The 16,127-nt window shown below is 70.3% G+C and carries 9 protein-coding genes and 1 riboswitch; of the genes, 6 read left to right on the top strand and 3 right to left on the bottom strand.

Translation table 11 applies throughout. The annotated features are described in order from the left end of the window. Positions 1-226 precede the first annotated feature (226 nt). Positions 227-1,159, bottom strand: coding sequence for a WD40/YVTN/BNR-like repeat-containing protein (locus ACOJUJ_RS22370; protein WP_420129137.1), 933 nt, complete (start codon positions 1,157-1,159; stop codon positions 227-229). 158 nt (positions 1,160-1,317) lie between these two features. Between ACOJUJ_RS22370 and ACOJUJ_RS22375 the strand changes: the two genes are divergently transcribed. Next, entirely contained in the window at positions 1,318-1,743 is a 426-nt protein-coding gene (locus ACOJUJ_RS22375) for a hypothetical protein (protein WP_420129138.1), read from the top strand. Positions 1,744-2,921: 1,178 nt separating this feature from the next. On the opposite strand, the gene ACOJUJ_RS22380 is transcribed toward ACOJUJ_RS22375, so the two are convergent. Further along, positions 2,922-3,425: a hypothetical protein gene (locus ACOJUJ_RS22380; RefSeq protein WP_420129139.1), complete on the bottom strand. Its 504-nt coding sequence runs from the start codon at positions 3,423-3,425 to the stop codon at positions 2,922-2,924. 263 nt (positions 3,426-3,688) lie between these two features. Then, entirely contained in the window at positions 3,689-5,584 is a 1,896-nt protein-coding gene (locus ACOJUJ_RS22385) for a potassium transporter Kup (RefSeq protein ID WP_420129140.1), read from the bottom strand. Between the two features lie 295 nt (positions 5,585-5,879). Then, positions 5,880-6,031: riboswitch (cyclic di-AMP (ydaO/yuaA leader) on the bottom strand. 196 nt (positions 6,032-6,227) lie between these two features. On the opposite strand from ACOJUJ_RS22385, the gene ACOJUJ_RS22390 reads away from it, so the two are divergent. The 5 genes from ACOJUJ_RS22390 to ACOJUJ_RS22410 form a co-directional block, all read left to right on the top strand. Beyond that, on the top strand, positions 6,228-6,782 hold the full coding sequence (locus ACOJUJ_RS22390; RefSeq protein ID WP_420129141.1) for a LemA family protein: 555 nt from the start codon (positions 6,228-6,230) through the stop codon (positions 6,780-6,782). Between the two features lie 434 nt (positions 6,783-7,216). Then, the gene (locus ACOJUJ_RS22395; RefSeq protein WP_420129142.1) at positions 7,217-9,115 is read left to right on the top strand and encodes a DUF2207 domain-containing protein; all 1,899 of its coding nucleotides are present in this window, start codon (positions 7,217-7,219) and stop codon (positions 9,113-9,115) included. A 560-nt stretch (positions 9,116-9,675) separates the two neighbouring features. Continuing rightward, positions 9,676-10,932 (top strand): glycosyltransferase family 4 protein, encoded by a 1,257-nt coding sequence (locus ACOJUJ_RS22400; protein WP_420129143.1) that lies wholly within the window; start codon positions 9,676-9,678, stop codon positions 10,930-10,932. A 555-nt stretch (positions 10,933-11,487) separates the two neighbouring features. After that, entirely contained in the window at positions 11,488-13,083 is a 1,596-nt protein-coding gene (locus tag ACOJUJ_RS22405) for a class I adenylate-forming enzyme family protein (RefSeq protein ID WP_420129144.1), read from the top strand. Between the two features lie 204 nt (positions 13,084-13,287). After that, the coding region (locus tag ACOJUJ_RS22410) for an NYN domain-containing protein (protein WP_420129145.1) at positions 13,288-16,127 on the top strand (2,840 nt) is incomplete at its 3' end.

Consider the following 16,127-nt stretch of genomic DNA (forward strand, 5'->3'; position numbering starts at 1 on the left):
ATACCATTTCTCGCGGTTCGTTGTGCAATCAGAGGAACGACGGAAAAGCATCACGCGGAGGCGCGGAGGAACTGATGAGGCGCGGAGGCGTTTTGGGCGTTCCCTCCGCGCCTCTTCTGTTTTCTCCGCGCCTCCGCGTGAGATGTAGTTGTAAAGGCCAGAATGCACAGCGAATGAGCAGAGTGGTCCCGGGTTCCGTGTCGAAACCAGTGGCGCACCCGGGATGTCAGCGGGTGCCGCGGAAGATCATGTCGTCGTCGCCGCCGACGAAGACGCTGCGGTCGCTTACCATCCAGAGCGAGTACAGGCTATGGTGGACACTGGAGGTCAGCGCGTGCCACGTGGCCCCGCCGTCCCTGGAACGGACGGCGGTAGCGGACCCGTTGACCGCGACGAACGTCGCGCCGGAGCCGGATACGTCGCGGAATCCGGCGGTCATGCCACTGCTCGCCGGCGTCCACGTGGCCCCTCCGTCGGTAGAGCGGATGATCGTGCCGCCGCTGCCCACCGCCACCACGTTGGCGCCGTCGCCCCAGACGCTGGTGAGGTCTAGGCTCGTACCACTGGCGGCCGGGGCCCACGTGGCGCCTGCGTCCGTGGAGCGGACGACGGTGCCGGCGCGCCCGGCGGCGACGGCGCGAGAGCCCTGCACCCACACGTCCAGCAGCGCTTGCGTGGTCCCGCTGGCCATCGGGCTCCACGTGGCGCCAAGATCCGTCGAGTGAAGGATGGTGCCGCCGTCCCCAACCGCCACCACCGTCGTTCCGTCGCCGTGAACGTCGTGCAGCGATGTGCGGTTGCCCAGAGTGGCGGTATCCCACGTGGCTCCCGCGCTGGTGGTGCGGATGCTCGCGCCAAAGCGGCCGACCGCCACCACCGTGGAGTCCTGGCCCCATACGCCCGCGAGTTGCGGTCCGAAAAAGTAGTTGCTGCTCCAGGTGGCGCCTCCGTCTGCCGAGCGGCGAACAAGGGTGGTTCCAAACTGCTCGCCGACGGCGGCGACCGTGGCGCCGTTGCTCCAGATTGCGTGATACGTAACCAGCTCGGACGCCAGGTTCGTCCAGGTACGGCCCGCGTTGTCCGAGCGTTCCAGGACCGGGCCAAAATCGTTGAATCCCGCGGCCATGACCGTCTGTCCCCAGCCCGCGATGGCCCGCATCCCCTGATACCCCCCTCCGGTGGTGACCCGGCTCCAATGGGTGCCGCCGTCGGTGGAGCGAAAGATCTCCCCCCCCCTCCTCGCGGCTCCCGTACGCGTTCCCGGCCAGCAGCAGGGAACCCTCTCCCCACAGGGCGTAGACCCCATCGTAGGTGTCGATGAACCACTTGGCCCAGGTCGCGCCGCCGTCGGTGGAGCGCAGGATCACGGCGCAGGACCCCTCGTTGCAGCCGGGGGTGTCGTTCGGCTCGTCGAACCGGGCGCCCGCCACGAAGAAGGTTCCGTCGCCCCAGAGGGCGGGGAGGTCCTGGGTGGTGGGGATGGACACCTGCGCCCAGCTGGCACCCCCGTCCGTGGAGCGGAGCAGGGTGCCCTTGTCGCCCACCGCCACCAGGGCGGCCTTGCCGCCCGACACCGTGTGCAGCGGGTTCGTCGTCCCGCTGACCACCGCGGTCCAGGTGGCGCCGCCGTCCGTGGAGCGGATGATCGTGCCCCCACCGCCGACGGCCACCACGTTGGCGCCGTCGCCCCAGACGCCGGAGAGCGTGCTCATGGTGCCGCTGGGCACGCCCGACCACGTGTAGCCGCGGTTGGTGGAGCGGCGAATCACGCCGCCGGCCCCCACCGCGACCAGGGTTGCCCCGCTTCCCCACACGCTGTACAGCACGGCCGTGGTCCCGATGCTCGTCACCGTCCACCGCTTGCCGCCGTCCAGCGAGCGCAGGATGTGAGAGCCGACGCCGACCACGACCGTGCTGTCCACCCAGAAGTCGGCCACGCCGTAGCCGGTCAGCCTGCCGTGCACCTGCTCCAGGCGCAGAAATCCGTTCTCGCCGGGCACCGCGGCCACCACCAGCACCTTGAACGAGAACGATTCGGTCTCGCCGTTCAGGTGGAACCGCCATGCCTTGCCCGCGCTCACCTGCTGCGGCTGCAGAACGCCGTCGTACTGGAAGTAGGGCTGCGCGGGGCCGGTGTACATCTCCACCCCGTCCGCGTTGGCCACCGCAACGCCGTCCGTGGGCCCCTCGTGAAAGAACACCCGCACGCCGCGCGGCGACGCCGTGGTGCCGTCGCCGGTGCCCAGCGCCTGCACGGTGAGGTTCTGGACGCTGACCCGGGTGCTGAACACGCCGCCATCCACCGTGATGGAGTCGTTGTACAGGTGCACGTAAGTGCTCTGGCCCCCCAGCAGCATGTCCGCGCTGGCGCCGCCGGCCGCGGCTACCGGCGCGCAGCTCACTTGCGCCGCGGCGACGATGGCGCGGCACTCGACGAGCACGCCGCCCTGCACGGGGCCGGGGGGCGGCCGAAGCGCGACGGGAGTGGACAGGGAGTCGGTGCAGGCGGCGGCCAGCACCGTAAGCAGGGCCAGGAGCGGGGCCGGTCTCGCGATCATGGGGAGCCCTCGACTTCAGGCAGGGGCGACACAGCCGGGGGAGGGGGGTGCGTGGACCGAAGCCCCTCCCGAGACGCCGAGCCAGGAGCATTGTCCTGAGAGGATCGGCGCAGTGGTTTCAATAAAGCGTTCCAACGGCGGAAGTCAAAGCAAACGTGTGGTCATGACACGCGCGCACGTGGCCGCGGAACGTTCATCTCGCCGCAAAATCAGCCTTTGTCGCTTCACCGACGGAAAAGCCAAAGATACGGAGGGACAGACAAAAGCCAGAGATACAGGGGAAGATGGGTTTCCTCTGCATCTCCGGCGGTTCTCCGATCCGGTGAGCTTTCCGATGTTATTTTCCAGGACGCGGGATCACGATTACTCCCTGGGGCGGCGGAGGACGAAGGTGCCGTTGGCGCCGCCGGCGCGGTCGCCGTCGAAGCTCCAGCGGCCGGCGATGGAGTCGGCGTCCAGGCGGCCGGTGAGCACGACGCCGCTGCCGATGCCGTCCAGCACCATTTCCACCGAGTCGCCCCCGGCGAGCCGCGCGGTGACGGTGGGAACGCGGCCGGGCGGCGGAAGCGGCAGGCCCACGCCGCGAAAGTCGGCCGCGTACGCGCCGTAGTGGGTGGGCGGGCCGTGCAGGCGGGCGGCGCTGTGCACCACGCGGTTCTCCATCAGCACCAGCTCGCCGCGCACGGTTTGCAGGGCCGCCGTGTCGGCGCGCAGCCGCGGCGACGACGTGACCTGGAACTCCGCCGTCCAGCCGCCGCGCAGGCGCGGGTCGCCGCCCAGCTCGCCGCTGTACCGCGTCTCGCCGCACGCGGCCAGCCCCAGCAAGGCCGCCGCGCTCCATCGCGTCCAGGATCGTGGAATCATCATCGGCACACCCGGCAAAATGGGTCCGCATCGCTCCCGCCCATACGCGATGGCGGCTGCAAGAGTGTCAAGACGAGCGGTTCCGCCGCTCCGCGTTAACCCGATTGCGGACGCGCAATCGCCTGGGACGCCGCACGCGCCTGGGCCGCCGTGTCCGCGCAGGCGGACAGCGTGCCCTCGTTACCGCGATTTCAATGGCTCCCGCCGAGCCCGGCCTCCACGCCTCCCACACCATCACACCCCCACACCCCCACACCCCCACACCCTCACAGCCGGATCTGCGCGCCCAGCTCGACAACGCGGTTCGCCGGCAGGCCGAAGAACGCCGTCGCGGGGCGCGCGTTGCGGGCCATGATGGCGAACAGGCCGCGGCGCCAGCGGGCCATCCCCGGCTCCTCCGACGGAATCAGCGTCTCCCGGCCCAGAAAGTACGACGTGCGCGCCGGGCCCAGGTCCAGCCCGGGCACCTGCACCGTCGACAGCGCCTCGGGCACGTCGGGATCTTCCATGAAGCCGTACGCCAGGGTGATGCGATAGAAGCCTTCGCCCAGCTCCGCCACCGCCACCCGCTCCGCCGGATCCACGTGCGGCACCTCCTCCGTGGTCACGGAGAGGAAGACGGTGCGCTCGTGCAGCACCTTGTAGTGCTTCAGGCTGTGCAGCAGCGCCGGTGGCGTACCCGCGGGGTTGCCGTACATGAAGACGGCGGTGCCCGGCACGCGGTGGGGCGGGTTGCGGGCCACGTCGGCCAGGAACAGCTCGATGGGCATGGTCCCCGCGTTCAGCCGCGCCGCCAGCAGCCCGCGCCCCGTTTTCCACGTGGTCATCGCGACAAAGATCACCGCGCCCACGACCAGCGGAAACCAGCCGCCCGCCGGGATCTTGACGATGTTGGCGCCCCAGAACGCCAGGTCCACGGCCAGAAAGAAGCCGGTGAAGAGCAGGGAAGCCCACAGCGGCCACTTCCACCGCTCGCGCTCCACCCGAAACAGCAGCAGGGTGGTGATGACCATCGTCGTGGTGACCGCCACGCCGTACGCGGCGGCTACGTGCGTGCTGTCGCGAAAGCCCAGCGTAAGGCCGATGCAGCTGAGCATCAGCAGCCAGTTTACCTGGGGGATGTAGATCTGCCCCCGCTCGCGCGCCGAGGTGTGGTCGATCTGCACGCGGGGGATGTACCCCAGCTGCACCGCCTGCATGGTCAGCGAGAACGCGCCGGTGATCAGCGCCTGCGACGCGATGACGGCCGCCATCGTTCCGATCACCACCACCGGGTACAGCGCCCACCCCGGCACCATGCGAAAGAACGGGTTGTCGATGGCTTCGGGCCGGTGGATGATCAGCGCGCCCTGGCCAAAGTAGTTCAGCAGCAGGGCGGGGAGCACCACCCAGTACCATGCCAGCCGGATCGGCCTTCTGCCAAAGTGCCCCATGTCCGCGTACAGCGCCTCGCCGCCGGTGACCACCAGGAACACGGAGCCCAGCACCAGGAACCCGTTCCACCCGTTGTGGATGAAGAAGCGGATGCCGTACAGCGGGTTGATGGCCGCGAACACGGTGGGGTCGCGGACGATGTTGACGATCCCCAGGATGGCGATGGTGACGAACCACACCAGCGTCACCGGCCCGAAGATGCGCCCCACGCTCGCCGTTCCGCGGCTCTGCATCATGAATAGCGCGATCAGGATGGCGATGGTGATGGGGACCACGTACGGCTCAAAGAACGGCGTGGCCACCTCCAGCCCCTCCACCGCGCTCAGCACGGAGATCACGGGCGTGATCATCCCGTCCCCGTACAGCAGCGCCGTGCCGAACAGTCCCAGCATGATGAGCACCCAGCGCGGGCTGCGGCGCATGGCGCCCACCGGCGTGACCAGCGACGTCAGCGCCAGGATGCCGCCCTCGCCGCGGTTGTCCGCGCGCAGCACGAAGACGGCGTACTTGATGGAGATCACCAGCACCAGCGCCCAGAAGATGAGCGACAGCACGCCCAGCACGTTGTCGCGCGTGGGATGGATGCCGTGCGTGTGGTGAAAGGATTCGCGCACGGCGTACAGCACGCTGGTGCCGATGTCGCCGTACACCACGCCCAGCGCGGCCAGCGAAAGCAGTGCGAGGTAGCGGCCGCGCGGCGCCTCCGCGCCATGGCCTTGTTGCGTCACGTTCGTTCCTTCCGGCTCAGTGCCAGAGCAGAGTTCTCAAAAGAATTGGCCTCACACGGAGTCAACGGAGTTAACGGAGTTGTTTCGAAGCGTTTCCCCGCACAAAGCGCGAGGGAACGGCACGAGAAAACTCCGTTGACTCCGTTGACTCCGTGTGATGCCTAGAGCAGTAGAAATACGAACGGCCGCGAGCCCCGACTCCTGCGCGAGGAGCGGGCTTGCGGCCGGAACAACGAACGGAGCCGGGCAGCGCACGCGGTGCGCCGGCCCGGCGGGATGATGTCGAATCATCCTACCACTCTCCCTATGAAGCCTGCGGGGTTAGCTGTCGGGTTCGGAGAAGGAAGTCTCCGTCCGGACGAATCCGGATTCACCCCGGGGCGATCGCTCGCCCATTGGGTCCCCCGCCGCGCGGCTCCTCGTCCGCGCGCTCGGCTGTAGTAGCTGGGCACGGTATCGCGCCCGCATTGATGGTAGACGGCTCCGCCGCGCCTGTCAATCGCATCCGTGAAGACGCGCATCCCGCAGCTGCGACGGCAGCAGTGTTTACACCTGCGGCGCGTGCGCCTAGCTTGTGACCCTGCCCGTCCGGCGCCCGCTCGCGAAGCGCCGGCCCGCCGCCACACCCCGCCGGAGTCCGCGCATGACGCTCATCATCATCCTCGTCGTCGTCGCCCTCGTCGTCGTCCTGGGGATTGGACTGTACAACCGGCTTGTGGGGCTGCGCCTGCGTGCCCAGAACGCGTGGTCCGACATCGACGTGCAGCTCAAGCGGCGCGCGGATCTGGTGCCCAACCTGGTGGAGTCGGTCAAGGGCTACGCCACGCACGAGCGCGAAACGCTGGACGCCGTGGTCGCCGCCCGCACCCGCGTGGTCGCCGCCGCCGGCGCCAGCCCCGGCGAGCGCGCCGAGGCCGAGGCGGGACTCACCACCGCGCTGCGCGGGCTGACCGTGGCCGTGGAGGCGTACCCGCAGCTGCAGGCCAGCGGCGGCTTTCGCGACCTGCAGGGGCAGCTGGCCGGCATCGAAGAGGCGGTGCAGAACGCGCGGCGCTACTACAACGCCGTGGTGCGCGACCTGAACACCGCCATCATGACGTTTCCGTCCAACCTCCTTGCCGGCCCCATGGGCTTTCAGCCCCGCGAGTTCTTCGAGGCCGCGCCCGTGGAGCGCGAGGTGCCCCGCGTGAGTTTCTGAGAATCCGGTACCCGGTGCCGGTCCGAGCGTGAGAGGGTGTAGCCGAACCTCCGCCGCGATCGGTCATCCTGATAGGCTGCTGCTAAACTTTCGCCGCAATCAGTCATCCTGAGGGAGGCGCCGCATCGTATCTTGCTCGTACGAAGAGCTTTGGCGCCGACCGAAGGACCTTGCCAGCAGAACCGAGAGGCTGGATTTCCGGCGTGGAGCATGCCTTTCTGCGATCGGAGAGAAGGTCCTTCGGTCGCGCGCAGGTCATGGTGTGACTTCTGGTTACACGTGGTGCGCTCCCTCAGGATGACTGTTTGCTTTTTGTTGAGAAGGTTGAGCGCAACCCGCTCAAGCCGATCGGCAATTCACGTGAACTGGCACTTGAACCTGGCGCGGACCTCGTCGCCGCGCCCGCCCGTCCCCATCCACCCCCACGCATCCCCATGCGCCGCGCACTCCTCCTCATCGGCGCCCTGCTGCTGGCGCTCGCCCCGCCGGCGGGCGCGCAGAGCGGCGACAGCACCATCGTCATCGAGCACTTCGACGCCCTGCTGCGCGTGGAGCCGGAGGGCGTGGTGGACGTCACCGAGACCATCCGCTTCCGCTTCGCCGGCAAGTGGAACGGCATCCTGCGCGACCTTTCGCTGCAGCACAACACGGCCGAGGGAAAGCGGCAAAAGCTGGGCGTTGACGTGGTCTCGGTGACGGACCAGCAGGGCCGCGCGCTGCGGATGGAGGAGGAGGAGCCGGATGGATGGACGCAGCGGCTGCGCATCTTCATCCCCGGCGCGCACAACGCGGTGCGCACCGTCGTCATCCGCTACCGCGTCAACAACGCCATCCGCTACTACTTCGCGAAGGATGGCACGCCCGGCTTTGACGAGCTGTACTGGAACGTTACGGGCAACGAGTGGACGATGCCGATGGACAGCATCAGCGCCCGCCTCGTCCTGCCCGGGGACGCGCTGCCCATGCAGACCGCCGCCTATACGGGATACGCGGGGAGCACGGGACGCGACGCGGAGATCGCGGTGGACAGCGCGCGGCGCACCGTCACCTTCGCCACCACGCGCGGGATGTCGGAGGGGGAAGGGATGACGGTGGCGGCCCGCTGGGCCCCCGGCGCCGTCACCTCGCGGCCCAGCGAGGCCGAGCACCAGGCACTGCTGGCGGCGAACCGGCGCGCGGAGCGGCTGCGGATGTGGCCGCTGGGGCTGCCGCTGCTGGCGTTTGCGCTGGCATTCCGCGCATGGCGCCGTCGCGGTCGCGATCCCAGGGAGCAGTCCATCATGGTGGGCTACGAGCCGCCGGACGGCATGTCGCCCGCGGAGATGGGGACGCTGATCGACCATGAGGCGGAGATGCGCGACGTCACCTCCACCCTGGTGGACCTGGCCGTGCGCGGGTACGTGGGGATCGAGGAGCGCCAGGAAAAGCACCTGTTCGGGCTGATCAAGAGCACCGACTACGTCTTTCACCTGCGCAGGCCGCGCGGCGAGTGGGACGGGCTGGCCACGCACGAGCATCGCTTTCTGGACGCGCTCTTCGCCATCGCGTCCACCGGGGCGGCGTGGGACGACATCCGCGCCACCTTCAACGAGGCGCGCCGGGTGCACGAGGCCGGCGGCGAGCTGGACCGCGAGGCGTTCTCCACGCGGCTGGCCGCGGCGGGGTCGCGGCCCACGGAGTCGGTGCGCCAGCGCGACCTGACCAACCGCTTCTACAAGTCGCTCCCGGGGATCAAGGACGGCATCTACGACCGGCTGGTGGAGCGCGGCTACTACATCCACCGTCCCGACAAGGTGAAGGGGAACTGGCTGGGGATGGGGATCGGCTTGCTGGTGCTGGGGCTGTTCGGCGCCGCGTTTTTGGCGGGGACCGGGTCGATGTGGATCTCGCCGCTGGCGCTGGGCGTGGGCGCGGGGGTAAGCGCGGTGGTGCTGATCGGCTTTGGGCTGCTGATGCCGGCGCGCACCTACGCCGGGGCGCGGGCGCGGGAGGCGTCGCTGGGATTCCGCGAGTTCCTGGAGAAGGTGGAGAGCGACCGCTACAGGCGCATGATCACCTCGCCGGAGATGTTCGAGCGCTACCTGCCGTACGCCATGGCCTTTGGCGTGGAGAAGCGCTGGTCGCGCGCCTTCGACGACCTGTACCGCGAGCCGCCCGACTGGTACAGCGGCAGCGGATACGGCCACTTTCGCGCGTCCGACTTCAGCTCGCGGATGAGCACCATGGCGACCACCACCGGCTCCAGCATGCAGTCCAGCCCCAGCTCGTCCGGCAGCGGCGGCGGAGGGTCGAGCGGCGGCGGGTCGGGCGGTGGCGGCGGGAGCGGGTTTTGAGGTGAACGGGTGAACGGGTGAGCGGGTGCCGCGACGGCCGGCGGTGGTGTTCGGCGATTGAAATCGCGGCTGGAAATTCACGAAATCCGCCTTCGCGGATTGTTGCCGCCGGACCACCACGCAACGACAGGCTACGAGACTGCCGACGTAGATTTGACCCGGTTGCGGACGCGCAGGCGCGTGGAACGCCGCACGCGCTCCGGCCGCCGAGTCCGCGCAGGCGGACTTTGCGATTTTCCAGCGGCGAATTTATTCGCTCCCGCGGGCGGATTGCACGATTCCTTGCCGAAATCGCTCCCGCGGGCGGATTGCACGATTGCCCGGTCGAAATCGCTCCCGCGGGCGGCCCTGCGCGATTGCCTGGTCGATATCGCTCCCGCGGCGGTCTGCGCGATTGTCTGGTCGAAATCGTTATTGGGCGGATGGCACGCCACTGCTCCAATCGCCATAGGCCTTAACCGTTTGAGACGAATCCGCTCGAACGCACCGGCGCTTGCCGGGAATGACTCCAAACCCGAGCTTCACGCAGCCACTCGAAATTCCCCAACGCTGCTGCCCGCGTGACGGCTGCTCCCCGGACGGTCCTCTACATCCAGCACGCGGGCGCCCTGGGCGGCTCCGCGATGAGCCTGCTGTACACCATGCAGGCGCTCGATCGCACCCGCTATCAACCTGTCGTGGCGCTGGTTCGGCCGGCGGACGCACTGGTGCGGCTGTACGAGGGGGCAGGGATCCGCACGGTGCCGTGGACGGGGATCCACCCGTGGGACCACAGCACGGTGTCGCCGCAGCCGCTGCACCGCCCGCGCACGTGGATGCACCTGGCCGACGTGGCCACGCACTGGCGCACCACCCAGCGCCGTACCATGGAGCTGGTGGCGCACGTGCGGCCGGAGGTGGTGCACCTGAACTCCATGCCGCTTTCCGCCAGCGCCGACGTCCTGACCCGCGAGGGCGTGCCGACGGTGTGGCACGTGCGCGAGCCGCCCCTGCCCGCGCGCGGACCCCGCTACCGCGCCATCCGCGCGCGGATGGTGGCGGTGGACGAGCTCGTGTTTATCAGCGAAGCGGACCGGCGGGCGTGGGTGGGGGGCGAGCGCGGGCTCGTGATCCCCAACTTCGTCGATTTCGCCCGCTTCGACCGGGGGATGGACGGCGGGGCGGTGCGGCGGCGGCTGGGGATCGCCGCGGACGCGCCGGTGCTGCTGTACCTGGGCGGATGGAACCCGGTGAAGGGGATCTTCCCGCTTCTCCGCGCCGTCGCGCTGCTGCGGGACCGCTTTCCCGGGCTTCGCTGCGTGATGCCGGGGAGCGTATACGCGCAGGGCGAAGGTTTCGCCGCGCGCGCCGCGCGTGCGCTGCTGCCGCTGGTGGGCTCCGGCACGGTGTCGCAGCGCATCCGCGGCGAGATCGAGCGGCTGGGCGGGGCGGACCTGCTGGTGCAGCTTCCGTTCGCGGACGACGTGGCGCCGCTCTTCGCCGCCAGCGACGTGGTCGTGTTTCCGGCGACGCAGCCGCACTTTGCCCGGCCGGCGGTGGAGGCGTCCGCCATGGCGCGCCCGACCGTCGCGTCGCGGCTGCCGGGGCTGGATGAGCTGGTGGATGACGGCAAGACGGGCCTGCTGGTTCCCGCCGGCGACCCCGCTGCCCTCGCCGACGCGCTCGCCCGCATCCTGGGCGACGAGGCGCTGCGCCGGCGGATGGGCGAGGCCGCCTACCACGCCGCCCGCGCCCGCTTCGCCGCCGACGCCGCCGTGCAGCGGCTGATGGCCGTCTACGACCGCCTGCTCGGCGTTCCTGCGAATGGCGGCGGCTGAGTCGAACCGTGGACGCCCCGATAACGCCAGCCTCCCCCGCGATCAGTCATCCTGAGGGCGGCGCCGCGCCGCATCCTGCTTGTACGACATACGTTGGCGCCGACCGAAGGACCTTTTCTGCCTGACCGAAGGACCTGAACGGCTCCCGGGGGCTGGGCCTCGCGCGACCCGACAAAGATCCTTCGGTCGCGCGCAAGCTTTTGTGAGTATGAAAGTTACAGGCGTGCGCTCCCTCAGGATGACAGTGTGGCTCCGGTAGGAGCAGGTGTGGGTTGGCCTCAGATCAGAAGATCAACCTGCTCTGCGTTTGTCCTTTTTTCTCTTCATCTTCTCTCCGCGCCTCCGCGATCTCCACGCCTCCGCGTGCGGCTTTTCGCCGGTTCGCGGCGCGCGGGCGGGCACGGGATGCGGTCCGTATCCGCCCGTATCGAAGGCCGTGCGCCGTGGCCGCCGGAACCCGCCCGAACCGTTGCGGGGGCACAGTTTGACGGTTTACCTGTGGCCCGCTATGTTTCTGCCCGTCATTACCAGGCCGAGCACCCTGACGGAGGTTACATGGCGCTACGCGACCGCTTTCGTGGTCTGACGCTCGCGGACAGCCTTGCGCTGCGCGTGAACGAGGACCCGCAGCGGCCCTTCGTTGCGTTCGAAGACCGCAGGCTCACGTACGCGCAGCTGGACGCGCAGGCCGACGCCCTGGCGGCGGCGCTGCACGAGCTGGGGATCGAGGCCGGCGACCGCATCGCGCTCACCCTTCCCAACTGGCCCGAGCTCGTCGTCGCCATGTTCGCGGCGGCCAAGCTGGGCGCCGTCATCGTACCGCTCAACCCGCGCTTTACCTCGCCCGAGCTGCAGTACATGCTGCGGCACTCCGAGTCCGTCGCCGTGGTCACGGCGGAGAACTGGGAGGGCGTGGACTACCTGGCGCGCTTCGAGCAGTTCTTGGGCGTGCTTCCCGACCTGCAGTACGTGCTGTCGGTGGGCGACGAAGACCTGTGGTACGACGACCGCATTCACCAGTTCGAAGACCTGGTGAGCAGCGGCGAGGGTCGCGCGTACCCGCGGCACGAAGGGAGCGCGGACGAGCTGTTCGCCATCCTCTACACCTCGGGCACCATGGGCAAGCCCAAGGGGGTGGAGCTCACGCACGAGAACCTGATGGCCAACGCGGCCCTCAGCGCCGACGCGCTGGGGCTGTCGCCCGACGACGTGGTGTTTGGCGTAAACACGCTGTTCAACGCGTTCGGCATTGGCACCGGGGTGCTGGGGACTATGGTGGCGGGCGCGTCGCTGGTGCTGCACGAGGGGTACGATCCCTCGACCGTGCTGGACATCGTGGAGCGCGAAAAGGTGACCGTGTTTCACGGCGTGCCCACCAACTTCATCCTGGCGCTCAACGCCACGGACGGCGCGTCGCGCAACATCGGGTCGCTGCGCACCGGGGTGGTGGCGGGTGCCCCGGTGTCGGACGAGCTGGTGCAACGCATTCAGCGCGACTTCGTGCCGGGGGTGCGGGTGGGGTACGGGATGACGGAAACCGGCAACCTGGTGGCCGTCAACACACCGGACGATCCCCCCGGCAAGCAGGTGGCGACGGTCGGCCGTCCGCTGGCCGAGGTGGAGATCCGCGTGATTGACGTGGACGGCTCCGTGCTGCCGGTGGAGTCGGTGGGCGAGCTGGCGGTGCGCGGGCCCTGCATCATGCGCGGCTACTACCGCCAGCCGGGCGAGACGTCGCAGGTGTTCACGCCCGACGGGTTCTTCCTCACGGGCGACCTGGGGATGGTGGATGAGGAGGGCTACGTCCACATCATCGGGCGCCGCAAGGAGATGATCATCCGCGGCGGGTTCAACGTGTACCCGCGCGAGGTGGAAGACCGGCTGCACGCGCACCCGGCGGTGCTGGACGTGGCGGTGGTGGGGCTGCCGGACGAGATCCTGGGCGAGGTGGCGTGCGCCGCCATCGTCCCGGTTGAAGGGGCGATCGTCACGGGTGAAGAGATCCGCGACTTTTGCCGAGAAGTGCTGGCGGACTACAAGGTCCCCGACCTGGTCCGCTTTCTGGACGGCTTCCCGCTGACGGGAAGCGGCAAGGTTCGCCGGGTGGAGCTTGCGCGCATGATCAGCGCCGAAGAAAGCAGCCGCCGGTGAGCAGCAACGGTACGACGAGGCTCCTCCCGCCGTCGGCGGACAGCGCGTGAGCGCGGGATTGCCAGCGTGCGCACAATGGACCGCCGGGGATGCACCCGCCTCCAGCGCACGCTCGCACTCCCGCACTTTCGCACTTCTGTCCCGCCCGAGGCCGAGGGGACTCGTCAGATCGCAAACGAAACGTGAACGACTGACTGGAAACCGATGAACAACAATCCCCTGCGCAGCTCCCCGGCCATGACCGGCGGACCTGCGCTCAGCGCCACACGCAGCGCGGCGCTGCTGATCGACTTTGACAACGTCACCATGAACGTGCGCAGCGACCTGGGCAAGGAGCTCAAGTCGCTGCTGGACTCCGACGTCTTTCGCGGCAAGATCGCCGTCCGCCGCGCCTACGCCGACTGGCGCCGCTACCCCGCCTCCGTGGTTCCGCTGACGGAAGCCTCCGTCGACCTGATCTTTGCCCCCGCCTACGGCACCTCCAAGAAGAACGCCACCGACCTGCGCATGGCGGTTGACGCCATCGAGCTGGCGTTCATGCGGCCGGAGATCGGCGTCTTCATCCTCCTTACCGGCGACAGCGACTTCTCGAGCTGTGTGATGAAGCTCAAGGAGTACGGCAAGTACGTCATCGGCGTGGGGATGCGCGAAAGCGCCAGCGACCTGCTCATCCAGAACTGCGACGAGTACTACTCGTACCACAACCTGAGCGGGCTGACGCGCGCCACGGACGACACCGGCGTGCGCGAGGACCCCTGGGAGCTGGTGACCAAGGCCGCGCAGATGATGGCGCGCCGCGGCGACGTGATGCGGGTGGACCGGCTCAAGCAGGTGATGGTGGAGCTGGACTCCGGGTTCAGCGAAAAGGACATCGGCTACGGCAAGTTCAGCAAGTTCATCACCGAGGCCCAGCAGCGCGGCGCCGTGCGCCTGCGCCGTACCGACGGCGGCGACTGGGAAGTGGCGCCGCCGCGTGCCGAGGAAGGTGACGCGCAGGGCGCGGCCGGCGGCGACGGCGGACGTCCGGAGCGCGACCGCGGCGAGCGCGAGCGCAGCCGCGGCGGACGCGGCCGTGGCCGCTTTGGCGACCGCGGTGGACGCGACCGGGACCGCGGAGAGCGCCCGCGCTACGAGCCGCCCGTGCCGGTCGACACCGCCGCCGGCGGCGACGCCGTGGCGGTCCCGGCCGAGGCGTCCGCCCCGCCGGTGTTCGCCGAGCCGGACGTGGAGGCGCAGGCGCCCGCCCGCGCGCCGGAGCCCCAGGCCCGGCCCGAGCGCGAGCGTCCGGCCCCGGCCGAGCGTCCCGCTCCGTCCGCCACCGAAGCGCCCACGGCGCAGGCCCCCGCGGCCCAGTCCGACGTGGACCCGCTCCGCAACGCGTACGCGCTGCTGCAGCACACGGTGCGGCAGATGGTGCGCCGCCCCGGCGAGACGGCGCGCGACGGTGACGTGAAGCGCAAGATGCTCGAGCTGCAGCCGGGCTTCGACGAGCACGCGCTGGGCTTCAGCAAGTTCAACCGCTTCCTGCGCCAGGCCCACGACGCCGAAGTCGTGGACGTGCGCCGCCAGGAGGACGGCGGCTACGAGGTGCTGCTCCCCGCGGGCGGCAAGCGGCTTCCGGACCCGGTGCTGGGCGCCGCCGGTGCGCCGCAGCCCCGCGCGGCCGAGACCGGCGCCGCGCCGGCCGAGGTGGCCGCGCCCGTGGAGGATCGCGGCGGACGGGGTGGACGCGGCCGTGGACGCCGTGGCGCGCCCTCCGGGCCGCCGCCGATGCTCCCGGGCCAGGTAGTGGGTGGCGTCGACGCGCCCGCGCAGGAGCGGCCCGCCGCCCGCGTGGAGGAGCCGGCGTCCGCGCCGACCCCCGCGCCCGAGGACATGACGCCCGCGCAGGCCATTCAGGAAGCGGATGACGGCGCGCTGGTCACCCACCGCGAGCCCGCCGTCGTTACGGCGCAGCTGGTGGATCCCGCCAGCATCGCCAACCGCGGCTCGTCGACGTCCACCGGGTCCGTGGGCATCCGCGGTGGCCGTGGCCGCCGGGGAGGAACCCCGTCGGGTCCGCCGCCGCTCCTTCCGGGGCAGGTGATCAACGTCGGCGGCACGCGCTCGCCCGAGCCGCCGCAGCCGGACGCCACCCGCGACGATCCGCAGCCGGAGCCGCGCGCCGAGGCACCGCGCGAGGAGACGCCGGCCGAGCCCGCGCGTGAGGAGCGCGGCGGCCGTTCGCGCGGCGGACGCGGCCGTGGCCGTGGCCGCGACGAAGCACCGGCTGCCGAGGCGCAGCCTGAAGCGCAGCCCGCGGCCGAAGCGACGGCCGCACCGGCGGCGTTCGATCCGGCGGCGCTGGGGCTGCCGTCGGAGCGTGACGAGATCGTGGGGCGCATCGCCTCGTACAACTTCGTGGGCCGCGCCACGGGCGAGGCGCTGGCGGACGCGTACGGCGCCGAGGTGTGGCGCACGATGGATGAGAACCCCGACGCCGTCCGTGAGCTGCTGGGCGCCCGCAAGGCGCGCCCGCTGCTGGAGCAGTGGGGCGCGGAGCGCGAGCAGCTGATCGCCAACGCGCCCGCACCCGCCGCCGAGGCCCCGGCGGAGGAGCCCGTGCCGGAGCCGCAGCCGGCCGAGGCGACGGAAGGCGACACCGACACCACGTCGCAGGACGCGGCGGGTGGCGGGCGTTCGCGCTCGCGCCGCGGCGGGCGGGGCAGGGGACGCGGCCGGGGGGCGGAGGAAGAGACGGCGCCCGCGCAGGCGGAGGCCGTGATCGGCGACACCGATCCCACCCTGGTGAGCGATGCCGGCACCGGCGACGCCCCCGCGGGCACGGACGACGTGCAGACCCCCGCGGCGCAGGCCGAGGAGGTGGTGGGCGACACCGATCCCACGCTGATGGGCGACCTGGAAGCGGATGCGCCGCGCGGACGTTCGCGCAGCCGCCGTGGCGGACGTGGCCGCGGCCGCAACCGCGGGGAAGGCGGCGAGGCGGCGGCGGAAGCGCCCGCCGTGGCGCCGGCTCCGGAGCCCGCGCCGGCCCCCCAGGCCGC

It is taken from the genome of Longimicrobium sp. (assembly GCF_048594345.1).
GTDB lineage: Bacteria > Gemmatimonadota > Gemmatimonadetes > Longimicrobiales > Longimicrobiaceae > Longimicrobium.

What these genes read in the sequence shown, in the direction of transcription:
- ACOJUJ_RS22370 (WP_420129137.1), bottom strand. Translation starts at nt 1,159, where the DNA reads ATGCGGGCCATCGCGGGCTGGGGACAGACGGTCATGGCCGCGGGATTC.
- ACOJUJ_RS22375 (WP_420129138.1), top strand. Translation starts at nt 1,318, where the DNA reads ATGAACCACTTGGCCCAGGTCGCGCCGCCGTCGGTGGAGCGCAGGATC.
- ACOJUJ_RS22380 (WP_420129139.1), bottom strand. Translation starts at nt 3,425, where the DNA reads ATGATGATTCCACGATCCTGGACGCGATGGAGCGCGGCGGCCTTGCTG.
- ACOJUJ_RS22390 (WP_420129141.1), top strand. Translation starts at nt 6,228, where the DNA reads ATGACGCTCATCATCATCCTCGTCGTCGTCGCCCTCGTCGTCGTCCTG.
- ACOJUJ_RS22395 (WP_420129142.1), top strand. Translation starts at nt 7,217, where the DNA reads ATGCGCCGCGCACTCCTCCTCATCGGCGCCCTGCTGCTGGCGCTCGCC.
- ACOJUJ_RS22405 (WP_420129144.1), top strand. Translation starts at nt 11,488, where the DNA reads ATGGCGCTACGCGACCGCTTTCGTGGTCTGACGCTCGCGGACAGCCTT.